General features: G+C 73.2%; 13 protein-coding genes. 7 read left to right on the top strand and 6 right to left on the bottom strand.

The window, feature by feature from the left end; all coding sequences use genetic code 11:
• The first annotated feature begins 55 nt into the window (after positions 1 to 55).
• Genes OG370_RS38600 through OG370_RS38580 form a run of 5 tightly spaced genes read left to right on the top strand, consistent with a single transcriptional unit; the run spans position 56 to position 5,096 of the window.
• Positions 56 to 1,390 (top strand): ABC transporter substrate-binding protein, encoded by a 1,335-nt coding sequence (locus OG370_RS38600; RefSeq protein ID WP_328472711.1) that lies wholly within the window; start codon positions 56 to 58, stop codon positions 1,388 to 1,390.
• Positions 1,387 to 2,352: a carbohydrate ABC transporter permease gene (locus tag OG370_RS38595; RefSeq protein WP_328472709.1), complete on the top strand. Its 966-nt coding sequence runs from the start codon at positions 1,387 to 1,389 to the stop codon at positions 2,350 to 2,352. The genes OG370_RS38600 and OG370_RS38595 overlap by 4 nt, the downstream gene beginning before the upstream one ends.
• Positions 2,352 to 3,188: a carbohydrate ABC transporter permease gene (locus OG370_RS38590; protein ID WP_328474830.1), complete on the top strand. Its 837-nt coding sequence runs from the start codon at positions 2,352 to 2,354 to the stop codon at positions 3,186 to 3,188. Before OG370_RS38595 ends, OG370_RS38590 begins: the two co-directional genes overlap by 1 nt.
• A gap of 12 nt (positions 3,189 to 3,200) precedes the next feature.
• Positions 3,201 to 3,821 (top strand): hypothetical protein, encoded by a 621-nt coding sequence (locus tag OG370_RS38585; RefSeq protein ID WP_328472707.1) that lies wholly within the window; start codon positions 3,201 to 3,203, stop codon positions 3,819 to 3,821.
• A 39-nt stretch (positions 3,822 to 3,860) separates the two neighbouring features.
• Complete coding sequence (locus tag OG370_RS38580; RefSeq protein WP_328472705.1) at positions 3,861 to 5,096, top strand: epoxide hydrolase family protein; 1,236 nt, start codon at positions 3,861 to 3,863, stop codon at positions 5,094 to 5,096.
• Positions 5,097 to 5,279: 183 nt separating this feature from the next.
• Here the strand turns inward: OG370_RS38580 and OG370_RS38575 are convergent, their stop codons facing one another.
• From OG370_RS38575 to OG370_RS38555, 5 genes are all read right to left on the bottom strand, one after another.
• On the bottom strand, positions 5,280 to 6,251 hold the full coding sequence (locus OG370_RS38575) for an acetylxylan esterase (protein WP_328472703.1): 972 nt from the start codon (positions 6,249 to 6,251) through the stop codon (positions 5,280 to 5,282).
• Positions 6,252 to 6,637: 386 nt separating this feature from the next.
• Positions 6,638 to 7,726: a hypothetical protein gene (locus OG370_RS38570; RefSeq protein ID WP_328472701.1), complete on the bottom strand. Its 1,089-nt coding sequence runs from the start codon at positions 7,724 to 7,726 to the stop codon at positions 6,638 to 6,640.
• Positions 7,727 to 7,860: 134 nt separating this feature from the next.
• Positions 7,861 to 8,703, bottom strand: coding sequence for a DUF1206 domain-containing protein (locus tag OG370_RS38565; RefSeq protein ID WP_443060823.1), 843 nt, complete (start codon positions 8,701 to 8,703; stop codon positions 7,861 to 7,863).
• Complete coding sequence (locus OG370_RS38560; protein WP_328472699.1) at positions 8,700 to 8,996, bottom strand: hypothetical protein; 297 nt, start codon at positions 8,994 to 8,996, stop codon at positions 8,700 to 8,702. Before OG370_RS38560 ends, OG370_RS38565 begins: the two co-directional genes overlap by 4 nt.
• A gap of 141 nt (positions 8,997 to 9,137) precedes the next feature.
• The gene (locus OG370_RS38555) at positions 9,138 to 10,298 is read right to left on the bottom strand and encodes a nuclear transport factor 2 family protein (RefSeq protein ID WP_328472697.1); all 1,161 of its coding nucleotides are present in this window, start codon (positions 10,296 to 10,298) and stop codon (positions 9,138 to 9,140) included.
• Between the two features lie 93 nt (positions 10,299 to 10,391).
• Between OG370_RS38555 and OG370_RS38550 the strand changes: the two genes are divergently transcribed.
• Both OG370_RS38550 and OG370_RS38545 read left to right on the top strand, forming a co-directional pair.
• Positions 10,392 to 11,309: a LysR family transcriptional regulator gene (locus tag OG370_RS38550; RefSeq protein WP_328472695.1), complete on the top strand. Its 918-nt coding sequence runs from the start codon at positions 10,392 to 10,394 to the stop codon at positions 11,307 to 11,309.
• 349 nt (positions 11,310 to 11,658) lie between these two features.
• A complete protein-coding gene (locus OG370_RS38545) occupies positions 11,659 to 12,960 on the top strand; it encodes a PQQ-dependent sugar dehydrogenase (RefSeq protein WP_328472693.1) in 1,302 nt (433 codons plus the stop codon).
• 21 nt (positions 12,961 to 12,981) lie between these two features.
• Here OG370_RS38545 and OG370_RS38540 read toward each other — a convergent pair whose 3' ends face one another.
• Entirely contained in the window at positions 12,982 to 13,728 is a 747-nt protein-coding gene (locus OG370_RS38540; RefSeq protein ID WP_328472692.1) for a TetR/AcrR family transcriptional regulator, read from the bottom strand.
• Between the last annotated feature and the right edge of the window lie 129 nt (positions 13,729 to 13,857).

Here is a 13,857-nt window from a genome sequence, read left to right as displayed (position 1 = left end):
GGCGCCCGCCCCGCCTCGCGCCACCGCTCCACCCACTCACCCCGGAAAGGCCACCATGCCCGAGCCCCGAAGCGGCCGGCGTCGGTTCCTCCGCCGCCGGGCGGTCGCCACGGCGGTCGCCGCCGGCTGCAGCACCGTCCTGCTGGCCGCGCTCACCTCCTGCGGTGCCTCCGGCGCCGCGGGCCACCACATCACCCTCACCTTCACCTGGTGGGGCAACGACGACCGGCAGGCCCGTACCGAGAAGGCGGTACGGCTGTTCGAGAAGGCGCACCCGGACGTCACCGTCCAGATGTCCAACGCCGACTTCGGCTCCTACAAGCAGCGGCTGGCCACCCAGGCCGCCGGCGGCGGCATCCCGGACCTGGCGCAGCTGGACTACCGCCAGATCTCCCAGTTCTCCACCGGTGGCGCCCTGCTCCCCCTGGACAGCTACGTCCAGGACGGCACCCTCCACACCGGCGAGATGGACCCGTCGCTGGTGCACACCGGCCACCTGGCCGGCAAGCAGTACGCCCTGCCGATGGGCCGCGGCATCACCGGCTACGTCTACGACGCCACCGTCTTCGCGCAGGCCGGCATCCCCGCGCCGCAACCCTCCTGGACCTGGCAGGACTACGCGGCGGTCGACGCGAAGATCGCCGCGATGAAACTGAAGTCCCCCGACGGGCGGACCGTGGCGGGCTCCAACGACGGCGGCAGCAACGAGGACGTCTTCGAGGACTGGCTGCGCAGCCACGGCAAGCAGCTCTACGCCGGCCCCACCAAGCTCGGCTACACCGAGCAGGACCTCGCCGCGTTCTGGTCCTTCTGCCACCGGCTGCAGAAGTCGGGGGCGCTGGTGTCGGCCAAGGACAGCGCGCAGGCCGACGCGACGGGCATCAGCGCCTTCAGCCGCGGCCTGGACGCCCTCGACTACTCCTGGGACGCCACCTTCACCGGCTTCACCAGCCCGACCGGGCACACGATGCGCTACGCCCCGGTCCCCGGCGTCGACGGCAAGGCGGGCGCCTACTTCAAGCCCACGATGCTGATCGGCATCGGCGCCCACTCCAAACACCCCCAGATGGCAGCCGAGTTGATGGACTTCCTCCTCAACGACCAGCAGGCCGGCGACATCCTGGGCGTCACCCGGTCCCAGCCCCCCAACCGGGCGATCGCCGCCGAGGTGGACAGGAAGCTGAGCGGGCCGGACCTGAAGGTGTGGCAGTTCGACGAGCAGATGCAGAAGTACGGCGTGCAGCCCCCGCCGGCCGCGCCCCCCAAGGGTGACGTCGCGATCGAGAGCGCCTTCGTCCGCGAGTACCAGCGGGTGGAGTTCGGCCTGGCCTCGCCCGCGAAGGCGGCCCACGAACTCGTCGTCCAGGCGAAGCAGGAGCTGGAGTCATGAGCGTCTCGCAGATCGACGTGCCCAAGCCCGCCGGGCCGGCGGCGGACCGGGCGGACGCGCGCCGGCGCGCCCGCGGCCGCCGCGAGGCGCGCTGGCCGGCGTATGTCTTCCTCACCCCGTGGATGATCGGCGCGGTCGCGGTGACGCTGGTGCCGATGGCGGTGTCCCTCTACCTCTCCTTCACCAGCTACGACATGTTCAACGCCCCGCATTGGGTGGGCCTGCGCAACTACCGGGAGATGCTGTTCGACGACCCGCGGTACTGGCGGTCGGTGCTGACCACCCTGAAGTACGTGGTGATCGCCGTCCCGCTCAAGCTGGCCCTGGCGCTCGGCGCCGCGCTGCTGCTCAAGCGGCTCAGGGCCGGCCGCGGCTTCTACCGTTCGGCGTTCTACGCCCCGTCCCTGCTCGGCGCGAGCATGTCGATCGCCCTGGTGTTCCGGGCGCTGTTCAACGACGGCGGCACCGTCGACAACGTGCTCGGCACCTTCGGCATCCACCTCGGCGGCTGGGTCGGCGACCCGCACCTGGCCACCTTCGTCGTGGTGATGCTGACCATCTGGCAGTTCGGCGCCCCCATGGTCATCTTCCTGGCCGGCCTCCAGCAGATCTCGCCGGAGCTGTACGAGGCGGCGGGGCTCGACGGGGCGGGCGCCTGGCGGCAGTTCGTGTCCATCACGGTGCCGATGCTCTCGCCGGTGGTCTTCTTCAACCTGGTGCTGGAGATGATCCAGTCCTTCCAGGTCTTCACGCCCGCCTTCGTGGTCAGCGGCGGCAACGGCGGGCCGGCCGACTCCACCCTCTTCTACACGCTCTACCTGTACGAGCGCGGGTTCACCGCCTCGCACATGGGCTACGCCTCGGCCATGGCCTGGCTGATGCTGCTCGCCATCGCGGCCGTCACCGCGGTGATGTTCAAGGTCTCCCGGGCCTGGGTGTTCTACGCGGACGAGGCGGAATGATGAACCTGACCATGCGACGCTGGCTGCCCCACACGGTCGCCCTGATCGCGCTGCTCGCCCTGCTCTACCCGCTGCTGTGGCTGCTGGTGACCTCCGTGAAGCCGGCCGACGAGGTGGTGACCAGCGTCAACCTGTGGCCCAGCCACTTCGAGTGGAGCAACTACAGCACCGCGCTGGACGGCGTCTCGGGCGTCTCCGTGACCCGGCTGCTCGGCAACAGCCTGCTGATCAGCCTCGGCGCGGTGGTCGGGAACGTGATGTCCTGCTCGCTGGCCGCCTACGCCTTCGCCCGGCTGCGGTTCCGGATGCGCGGCCCGATGTTCGCGTTCACCGTGGCCACACTGATGCTGCCGCAGCACGTGGTGCTGATCCCGCAGTACATCATCTTCAACAAGCTCGGCATGACCAACACCTTCTGGCCGCTCATCCTGCCGAAGTTCCTCGCGGTGGACGCGTTCTTCGTCTTCCTCATCGTGCAGTTCATGCGGAACCTGCCCAGGGAGCTGGAGGAGGCGGCCCGGATCGACGGCTGCGGCCCGTTCCGCTCGTTCTTCCACATCGTCCTGCCGCTCAGCCGCCCCGCGCTGATCACCACCGCGATCTTCTCGTTCATCTGGTCCTGGAACGACTTCTTCGCGCAGATGATCTACCTGTTCTCGCCGCAGAAGGCCACCATCACGCTGGCGCTGCGGAACTTCGTCGACCAGTCGAGCACGTCCGCCTACGGGCCGATGTTCGCCATGTCGGTGATCTCCGTCCTGCCCATCGTGCTGTTCTTCTTCGTCTTCCAGCGCTACCTGGTGCAGGGCATGGCCACGTCCGGACTGAAGAGCTGAGGAGGATTCCCGATGACGATGACCCACGTACCCGATCAGGCCCGCCCGGCCCGGCGCGAGCCGGGCGAGGTGTTCGGCTCCGGCTTCACCCTCTTCGCCGACATGCTGCTGGTGGGCGTGATCACCGCCGTGGCCTGCCTGCCGGTGGTCACCGCCCCGGCCGCGCTCTCCGCCGCGAGCGCCGTGCTGCGCCGGTCCGCCGGCAACGGCGTCCAGGTCAAGGTGCGCGACCTGCCGGCCGGACTCCGGGCCCGGCTGACCCTGGCCACGCTCGCCAAGGGCCTGGTGCCGCCCGCGTTCGGCGTGCTGTTCCTGCTCGACGAGCGGCTGCTGCGCTCCGGGCTGCCCGGGGCCGCCGCGATGGCGCCGGTCCTGCTGCTGCTCGCGCTCGGCGCCGCCGCCGTCGGCCTGCGCGCGGTCGCCCTGGACGGGCCGCACCGGCTCTCCGGACGGGAGGCGCTGGCCCGCTCGCTGGCGGACCCGCGCGGCACCGCGCTGCTGGCCGCCGCCGTGGTGTTGGCGGCCCTCCTGCTGTGGGCCCTGCCGGTGCTGCTGCCGCTGCTGCCCGGGCCGCTGGCGTTCGCCGCCACCGCGGTGGACCTGCGGGACTCCGCCCACCGGCAGGACGGATGACCGGTCCCGCCGGTCGACGGCCCGGTAAAATTCCCCGCCATGACCTCCGCGCGCACGTTCGCACTGGAACCCACCCCGATCCACGTGCCCGACGAGGTCCTCGACGACCTGCGCGCCCGGCTGCGGCTGACCCGGCCGCCGCTGGACGAGGGGAACGAGGACTGGTCCTACGGCGTACCGGCCGGCTATCTGGGCGAGTTGGTCGCCTACTGGCGGGACGGGTACGACTGGCGCGCGGCCGAGCGCGCCATCAACACCTACCAGCACTACCAGGTGAACGTGCGGGGTGTCCCGGTGCACTTCCTGCGCAAGGCCGGCCGCGGCCCCCGCCCGATCCCGTTGATCCTCACCCACGGCTGGCCGTGGACGTTCTGGCACTGGTCGAAGGTGATCGACCCGCTCGCCGACCCGGCCGCATTCGGCGGCGACCCCGCCGACGCGTTCGACGTCATCGTGCCCTCCCTGCCCGGCTTCGGCTTCCCCGGCCCGCTCACCGGCTTCCCCGACGTCAACTTCTGGAAGGTCTCCGACCTCTGGCACACCCTGATGACCGAGACCCTGGGGTACGCGAAGTACGCCGCCGGGGGCTGCGACATCGGCGGGATCGTCACCAGCCAGCTCGGCCACAAGTACGCCGACGAGCTGTACGGCATCCACATCGGCTCCGGCCTGCCGCTCGACTTCTTCACCGGCCCCCGCGCCTGGGACTTCGCCCGCAACCGGCCCCTCACCGACGACCAGCCCGCCGACGTGCGCGCCCGCATCGTCGCGATGGACCGCCGCTCGGCGTCCCACCTCGCCACGCACATGCTCGACGGCGCCACCCTGGCCCACGGGCTGAGCGACTCCCCCGCCGGACTGCTCGCCTGGCTGCTGGAGCGCTGGAACGCCTGGAGCGACAACGGCGGCGACGTCGAGTCCGTCTTCAGCAAGGACGACCTGCTCACCCACGCCACGATCTACTGGGTGAACAACTCCATCGCCACGTCGATGCGTTACTACGCCAACGCCAACCGCTACCCCTGGGCCCCTTCCCACGACCGCACCCCGGTGGTGCAGGCCCCGGTCGGCCTCACCTTCGTCACCTACGAGAACCCGCCCGGCGTCCACTCCGCCGACGCACGCGTCCAGGCGTTCACCTCCGGCCCGCAGGCCCGGTGGTTCCACCACGTCAACGTCAACGCCCATGACCACGGGGGCCACTTCATTCCCTGGGAGAACCCCGACGCCTGGGTGGGCGACCTGCGCGGCACCTTCCGGGGCCGCCGGCCCTGAGCGCACGGGAGCGCCTGGGGGTATGTGGGACCACCCGTGAGCGCCCGGGAGCACCGGTGGGCGCCCGGCCCGGCGGTCACGGGCCGGGCCGGGGCTCATGCGCTCATACGTACGAGCATGGAAACGGGGCGCGTTGCGGGGGGCGTCAAGACGATGTGCGGGAATCTCCTCGCAGGAGGGGCGTTACCGCTCGGCCGTCAGGAACTCCCGCTGGGCGCGCAGCAGTCGGGCCTCGTCCCGGGCCAGTCCTGGGTGGTCGAAGTGGCCGGCCGCCAGGACGAACAGCTCCTTCGGCCCGGCCAGCGCGTTGTACACCGCGAACTGCCCGGGCGGCGGCACCGAGGGGTCGAAGAGCGCCGCACCGACGTGCACGGGGACCCGTATCCGCGTGGCCGCGACGGCCGCGTCGAAGTAGCCGAGCACGTCGGTCACTTCGGGGTGCCGGGCGTGGTGGCCGCGGACCGCCTCGCCGCTGCCGGTGCAGGGCAGGGTCAGCCGCAGCGGGTGGTTGCCGAAGCTCGGCACCACCAGCGCCCCGCGCGCGAACCGCTCGTCCCAGGGCAGCGCGAGCGCGCCGATCCCGCCGCCGAAGCTCACCCCGGTCAGCGTCAGCCGGTCCGCGGCCGGCGGCACCAACTCCAGCAGGGCGGAGGCCGCGCACCACACGTCGGCGGCGCATCCGCCGTGCACGTAGCTCTCCCGCGAGCCGATGCCGTGCAGCACGTGCCCGGCCGAGACCGGGGGGATGTCCGGGTCCAGGCTGCGTGTCCCCAACCCCCGGGCGCACGGCCAGATCGCGGCCGTGCCCGGCGGCGGGAGCGGCACGTCGACCGCGGCCCTGCCGCCGTAGCCGTGCAGCACCACCATGCCGCGCGTGACGTGGCCGTCGGCCGGCACCGTCAGCCAGCCGCCCACCTGGAAGCCGCCCGCCGAGGTGTACGACACCGCGTGGACGCGGACCCCGTCCCGCTCCTCCTCCACGGCGCCCACCCGCGGCGCCGTGTCGACGGCCCGCGCTTCGGCGTACTTGGCGCGCCAGAAGTCGTCGAAGCCGGGCGGTGGTTCGGGCGCGCCGACCTCCAACAGCCGGTCCAGGTCGTAGCCGTGGGTGGGGTCGAACGGGAAGTCGTGGGTGCGGATGGTCTCGACGGTCACGGGCGGGGTCCTCTCCTCGGTGCTTCTGGTCGGACCTGCTGCTCGGTCCTTCTGCCCAGCTCGGGACCACCCTGCCGGGCCCGGCGAGTGCGCCGCCAGTCGGGATGATCGACGCGCGCGGCGGAGGCGGCTCCCCTCGGCGCGTCCACACCTCGATCTCTCGCGTCCACCTCGATTTCCCGCGTCCACGTCGATTTCCCGCGTCTCCGTCGAGCCCCGGGCGCGCTCGTCCTGCCCCTTCGGCGAGGTGGCGGTCGTCCGGAAGCCCCCCGCCCCGGGCCACGCGGCGGCGGACGGGGGAAGGCGTCCACGTGAGCCCGCCGACGGGTCACCCTCGCTCGCACCGAGCGGCGGTGACCCGACGGCACCGTGCGGCCCGGTCCTTGCTACGAGGCCGACCCGGCGTCCTTCCGCGGGGCGGCCGACGTCCGGTAGGGGCAGACGAGTTGGCGCTGGATCGCCGGGGCGAGCAGATCCTCGGGGCCCTTCAGCGCGTCCGCCAGCTTCCGGTCGGTGGGGAAGACCAGCTCCGCCGCGACGTTGTCCTGCACGATCCGGGCCAGGTTGTCGAGAGCCACGAATACCGGGTCGGCGGGGAGTTGGGCCGTCGGCAGGTCGATCAGGTGCGTGTCCGCCGTCGCGGGGGCCAGGAACCGCTTGACGATGAGCGAGTTCTGGTTCGGCGCGGACGTCGTCCAGATCGACAGCACGACGACGTACAGGCCGGGCCAGTCCGCCTCGCCGACCTCGGCCCGCCACCGCTTCATGAGCCCTTCCACGCCCGCGATCTGCGCCCGGGCCGCGTAGTTGAGGTTGGTGCCGATGGCGTCGTCCAGGACGCCCGCGAAGTGCTCGAACGACCGCATGTCGAAGGCGCCGCGCCGGACGGCCCCCTCGGCGAACTCCACGGCGGCATCGAGGATCTGCGCACTGGACGCCGCCAGCTCCCGTGGCAGGCGCGCGTCGCCGAGCTGCCGCCGAGCGGTGGTCAGGGTGGCGCCGAACTCCCGGAGCGGGCCGACCCAGTCCTTCGTCCGGGGCCCCTTGAACGCCACCATCCGCAGGTCGTGCCGGTCCGGGCGGGCCGCGCCGGGCAGGCCCGGAACCCGGTGGTCGAGATAGGGCGCGAGGATCGAGTAGATGCCCAGCGGGGCGTGGGCGATCGACTTGGCCAGCGCGAAGAGCGCGGGGACCGGGTGCGCCGACTCCCGCGTCCCGTGGTGGACCAGGGTGTACAGGCCGCCCCGGTCGTCGTTCTGCACGACGATCACCGGGCCGAGCCGCCGGGCCAACTCGGCCCGGAGCGCGTCGTAGTGACGCTGGGTGGCGGTGTCGACCGCGAGCACCGCGTGCCGGGCCGGCAGTTCCGGCGCCGCCGCGTCCGGTCCGGCCGCAGCCGCGGCGTCGGCGCCGTCGAGGAATGCCATGGCGCCGACCGCGGTGGCGGTGCCGAGAAAACTTCTGCGGGTGCTCACCCTCCGTCCCTTCCCTCCGCGGAATACGAACATTCCCGCACGAACGCCTCTGCGAGGGTGAAAGATGAGCTAAGTCTCAGAAAAAGGAGGAAACGTGTCGAACGAGGGCACGAAGCCACCCCGGCCCGGCGTCATCAGAGCGCGCGCCAGCGGGCGCAGGCCCAGGAGAAGCCGCCGAAGGCGACCAGGCCCACGGCAACCAGCACCAGCAGCCACGGGCCCGCGGGCGTCCCGGCGAACGACCTCAGCGTGTCGTCCATGCCCTTGGACTCGCCTGGCCGGTGCTGGACGGCGGCCACCACCGCGAACACGCCGGCGGTCGCGAAGAGGACGCCTCGCGCCACCCCACCGGACACCCCGAGGACGTCCACGACGCGACGCTGCCGTACCGACATCTCGCCCGTCTTCAGGTGCTTGTGGAACGTGCGCATCACCGCACGGGCGGCGATCCACGCGCCGGCGCAGGCCACCGCGACCCCGGCGACGCCGGCGATCCACTGCCCGCCCGGCCAGTCGAGAACCCGGGCTGTCACGTCGTCGGTCCGCTTGTCGGTCGAGCCGCTCCCGCTCCCCTTGTCGCCCACCGCGTAGGCGAGGACGGAGTACGACACGAACCCGTAGAAGACGCAACGCCCCGCGGCCGCCGCGCGCTTGGCGGGCTTGCCGCCGTCAGGGCCCGCCTGGCCGAAGGCCGCCTCGGAGAGCCGCCACAGCGCCATGCCCGCCAGCCCCGCGCCCAGCAGCCACACCAGCACCTCGCCGAACGGCTCGTGGGCGATCTCCGCGAGCGCGCCGCCCCGGTCGGCCTGCTGCCCGCCCGCGTCGGAGAAGGCGACGCGCACCGCCAGCACGCCGACGAGTACGTAGATCACGCCGCGCGCCGCGAAACCGGCGCGCCCGCCCCACTCGACGGCCGTGCCACCGGCCGCTCTCCCGATGCCGCGCCGGCCGGCCGCTGTCCCTGCTGAAGTGTTCACGCCGTCCGCGTGCCCGCGACCCGGACGTTCAGACCTGCCCACCGCCGGCCGGCCGCTCCGATCGGCGTACCGGAGCGGCCGGCCCGCGGCGGCTGTCGGTGGCGGGCACCTCGGCCGAACGCCTTGCCGGAAAGGTCGTCCCATGCCTCCCACTCGGCGATCCGCCGGGCGTACTCGGTGCGCATCAGCGGGAGCGGCCGGTCGCCGAAGAAGACCCGCGGCGGCGGCTCGTCGACGTCGGCGATCGCCAGGATCGCCGCGGCGGGCGGAGGCGCTGACCGGCAGGTTCGCACGGAACTTCGCGCACGCGGGCGCGTGTTCGGCCTGGTCCGCCGAGGCGCCCTGCCAGTCGGTGGCGAAGCCGGCCGGTTCGACCAGGGCCACCTTGACGCCGGGGCCCTCCTCCGTACGGGCCGGACGTGACTTCCACTGCCTCAAGGGTGCCGGTGGTACACCTTGTTGGCGATACGCCAGCCGTCGCCGCCCTGGACCAGCAGGAAGAGGTCGGTGAAGGTGTCCGGGCCGTGCCGGAGCGTCATGGTCGCGGTCGCCACGGTGCCGCGGACCTCGACGGAGTCGATCCGGCGCGAGCGGGCCGGCTCGTCCGGGGCGGGCCGGCCGCCGAACAGGGCGCAGTAGTCGTCCAGTCGCCACGACACGAACGCGCCGTCCCGCAGGCCCTCGATGTGGGCGGTGGGCAGGAACGCGTCGCGGAAGTGGCCGGGGTCGCCGGTGGCGTGCCCGCGCTGGTAGGCGCGCAGCGGGGCGAGCACCGCGTCGCCGGGGGCGGGCACGGTGGCGGCGAGGGCGATGTCGGCGTCAGAGCCGGCCGGGCAGGCGCCCCACTCGGCCGCGCCGCGCAGCGGGACGTCCGACGCCGCCGCCAGCAGCGCCATGTCCTTGGCGAGCGCGCCGATCGTGAACTCGGCGGCGGCGGAGGCCGGTTGGTCGCCGAGGAAGGCTCGCTTGCGGCTGACGAGGCCGCCGAGGTGCCCGAGTTCGAGGACGTCCAGCGCCTGGGCGCGGGGCACGCCCAGGGCGTCGGCCTGCCGCAGCGACTCGCCCAGCGCGAGCACCGCGCCGGCCAGCGAGCTGTTGGCAACCAGCTTGAGCGCGGCGGCGGTTGCCGCGTCGTCCACCGCCCACACGGTGCCGAGCGCCTCCAGGACCGGCAGCGCCCGGTCCAGCGCGGGGCTCTCGGCGGCGGCGAGAATCCGCAGCGTCCCCGCGGTGGCGGCGGGCACCGAGCCGAGCACCGGGGCGTGGACGTAGGACGGGCCGAACTCCCTTGCCAGCAGCGCCGCTTCGGCGGGGGCGATGGTGCTGGTGTTGAGCACGAGCGTGTCGGGGCGCAGCGACGCGCGGACCCGGTCGGCGACGTCGCGGCAGGCCGGGCCGTCGTACAACGCCAGGAGCGTCACGTCGGCCTTCGCCACGGCGTCGTTCGGGTCGCCGGTGGTACGGACGGCGCCGGCCGCGCGCCCGGAGCGCGTCCAGCCGACGACGTCCCAGCCCTCTCCGGCCAGCCGTGCGGCGATCGCGGCGCCCATCCGGCCCAGGCCGAGGACCGCGATCGTGTGCGGTGTGGTGGTCATACGTCCAGCGTGGTGCACCGCGATAGCTGCGACAAGCGCAGATCTCACAGGTCAGCTCTGCGCAACGCGCATGGCAGCGGGCATACTGGCGTCATGGATCTGCTGGTGTGGCGGGCGTTCGTGACGGTGTGCCGGCTCGGCTCGCTGTCGGCGGCGGCGGCGGAGCTCGGGCACACCCAGTCGGCCGTCTCCCGGCAGATCGCCGGGCTGGAGCGCCGACTCGGCGTGCCGCTGGTGGAACGCCACGCGCGCGGGGTGCGCCCGACACCGGCCGGCGAGGTGTTCCGCCGCCACGCCCTGGTCGCGCTCAACGAGGCCGAGCGCGCGGTCCGCGCCGTCCGCGACCTGCGCGACGGGGCGGCCGGCCGGGCGCTGGCCGTCGGTGCGACGCCGTCCCTGGCGGCCGGGGTGGTGCCCGCGGCGATCCGCCGCCTGCTGGACGAGGAAGGTCCCCTCGGCTGGAGCCTGTCGCCCGGGCTGAGCGCGGACCTGCACGGCCGGGTGGCCGCCGGCGATCTCGATGTCGCCGTGGTCACCGACGCGCCGCCCGGGCTCCCCGACGATCCGCGGGTCGAGCGGCGGTTCCTCGGGATGGACGCCATGGTCGTCGTGCTGCCGGCCGGCCATCCCCGCGCCGGGCGCGGACCCGTACCCGTCGAGGCGCTGGCCGGCGAGACCTGGGTCGAGGACAACGACGGCTCCGCTGCGCTGCTGCGCCGGCACGCCGCCCGCGCCGGCGTCACCGCCCGCATCGACCTGACCGCCGCCGATCTGCCCGGCAAGATCGCCCTGGTGGCGACCGGCCACGCCGTCGCGCTGATCCCCGGGGTGCTGAGGTCCGCGCTCCGGACCGACGTCACGACCGTGGCCCTCGTGGACCCTCCGACCCGTGGCGTCTACGCCCTCGCGCCGCGCCGCGACCCGCACCCGTCCACCGCGGCGCTGCTCGACCGGCTCGCGTCGGCCTTCACCCCCGGGGCGCCCTCCACCCCGCCCGCTCAACGGACTTGAGCCGGACCCCGCCCGCCCGGCGGCGGTGTGCGTGGCGCCGGCGGTCCTGGCGCCGGGCGGTACGACGGCCTGACCCGAGCGCGGACCCGGACCCGCACGCCGACCCGCACGCCGCCCCAAGCCCCGACCCGCACCCCCGCGCACGGATCGGCGGGCCCCCGGCCCGGGAGGGAACGGGAGGGGCCGTTCGGGCGCTGGTGGCCGGTGCCGGTCGCGGCGGGCCCGGGCATGGGGTAGGAGTGGCCCGAGGGCCCGGACCGGGCCCGGTCGGCTTACGGCACGCGGCATACGGCATACGGCATACGGCACACCGGCGCACGGCACCGGGTACGAGAAGGGCGACCGTCCGATGACGGCATGGCGCAGGACACTGACGGAGCACGCGGACCGCTTCCACCCGCAGCGGCGGACCGGGACCGCGGCCCGGCGCGGGCGGGGCATCGCGGTGGGCGCCGCCGCGGTGGCGGCCGTGCTGCTCGCGGGCTGCTCGTCGGGATCGGGCGGCAGCGCGTCCACCCCGTCCGGCGACGCCGGCGCGTCGTCATCGGCGTCACCGTCGGCGAGCGCGTCGGCCCCGACCGGTACCGCGGGTTCCGCCACCACCTCGGCGCCCGCGACCGCGACGCCGACCGCCACCGCGGGAGCCGCCTCCGGGTCGGCGGCGGTCACCCGTACCGTCGCCAAGAACCTGGACGTGCCGTGGGGCATGGCCGCACTGCCCGGCGGCGACCTGCTGGTGAACTCGCGCGACACCGGGGTGATCCAGCGGATCGCGGCCGGCACCGGCAAGCGCACCGTGGCCGGCACGGTGCCCGGGGTGGTCTCCACCAAGAGCTCCGCGGGCGAGACCGGCCTGCTCGGGCTGGCGCTCTCCCCGGACTTCGGCGCGAACCAGCTGATCTATGTCTACTTCTCCACGGCGACCGACAACCGCATCGCGAAACTGACGTACACCCCCTCCGCGACCGCCGGCCACCAACTCGGCAAGCTCGACGTCATCCTCAAAGGCATCCCGCGCAACATCCACCACGACGGCGGCCGGATCGCCTTCGGTCCGGACGGCTTCCTCTACGCGGGCACCGGCGACGCGGAGAACAAGGCACTGCCGCAGAACAAGTCCTCGCTCGGCGGCAAGATCCTGCGGATGACGCCGGACGGCAAGCCGGCACCGGGCAATCCCTTCGGCCACTCCGTCGTCTACACCCTCGGCCACCGCAACGTGCAGGGCCTGGCCTGGGACCCGTCCGGGAACCTGTGGGCCTCCGAACTCGGCGACAAGAAGGCCGACGAGCTGAACCTGATCAAGGCCGGCCACAACTACGGCTGGCCCGCCACCCAGGGAAAGACCAACCACCCCGGATACACCTCGCCCGTCGCCCAGTTCGGCACCGAGCAGGACTCCCCCAGCGGCATCGCCTGGGCCGACGGCTGCATCTGGATGGCGGCCCTGAAGGGCGAGCGGCTGTGGCGCATCCCGCTGAACGGCACCAAGCTGGTCGCCGCGCCGCAGAGCAAGCTGGTCGCCACCTACGGCCGACTGCGTACCGTCCTGGCCTACGACGGCGGGCTGCTGGTGACCACCAGCAACACCGACGGCCGGATCAGCCCGAAGCCGGGTGACGACAAGATGCTGATGGTGAAGGTGAGTTGACGATCCGTCAGCACACCCGGGTCAGGCCGGCGCGCTGACTGCGGCGGGTATGCGGCGGTGGACGTCCTGGAGCATGTGGGACATCGCCATCCGGAAGATCTCGGCCTGGCCGTCGCCGATGAACGAGGTCTGCCCGAAGACCTCGAGGACGACGAGGCCGTGCACCCGCCCCCACGCGTCGATGAAGAGCGCGATCGCGGGCGGCGGCAGCTCGCCCGGCCCTTCGGCCGGCAGGCTCTCCAGGTGCGCCAGGAGTTCGGGCGAGAGCGCCGAGGTGTCGGCCGCCGCGAGTTGCTCCCTGCTGAACCCGTCGAACAGCTCGCGCTGGAAGATGCCGGCTATCCGGCGCATCGCCTTGGTGGTGGCGCCCTCGGCGGGGGCCGCATAGCCGCGCAGCGGCGTGCCGAAGAGGAGTTGGAACCGCTCGGGGTGGGCCATGGCCCAGCGGCGGTAGCCCTCGGTCGCGGCCACCAGGCGCGGCACGTCCGAGGAGTCCGGCACGCCGTCGAGGGCGGCCTGCAGCGCGTCGGCCAGGTCTTCGTACTCCTTGGCGACCAGCGACGTGACGAGGGCTTCCCGCTTCGGGAAGTAGTGGTAGAGGGCCTGCACGGTCATGCCGAGGCTGCGGGCGACCGCCCGCAAGGACAGGGCCGCGGGGCCGTCCTCGGCGATCTGGCGCTCGGCGGCCTCCAGGATCTCCCGGACGGCGGCGGCCCGGCGCCGCTCGCGCAGGGTGGGCGGGGCCGTGGCGTGCTCTTCTGCGGGCATGAAGTCACCGTACGGCCTACGGCTCCTGACGGTCTTCAGGAATTCGAACACTGTCAGGTAAATCTCACACTGCCAACTCCCGCTCCGTCTCACTAACGTCGTTGCCGCGACGAAGAGCGCGGTGCCGGT

This window comes from Streptomyces sp. NBC_00448 (assembly GCF_036014115.1).
Taxonomy (GTDB): Bacteria; Actinomycetota; Actinomycetes; order Streptomycetales; family Streptomycetaceae; genus Actinacidiphila.
The sequence above is the reverse complement of the archived record's forward strand: the minus strand, read 5'-3'. Positions and strand labels throughout refer to the sequence as shown.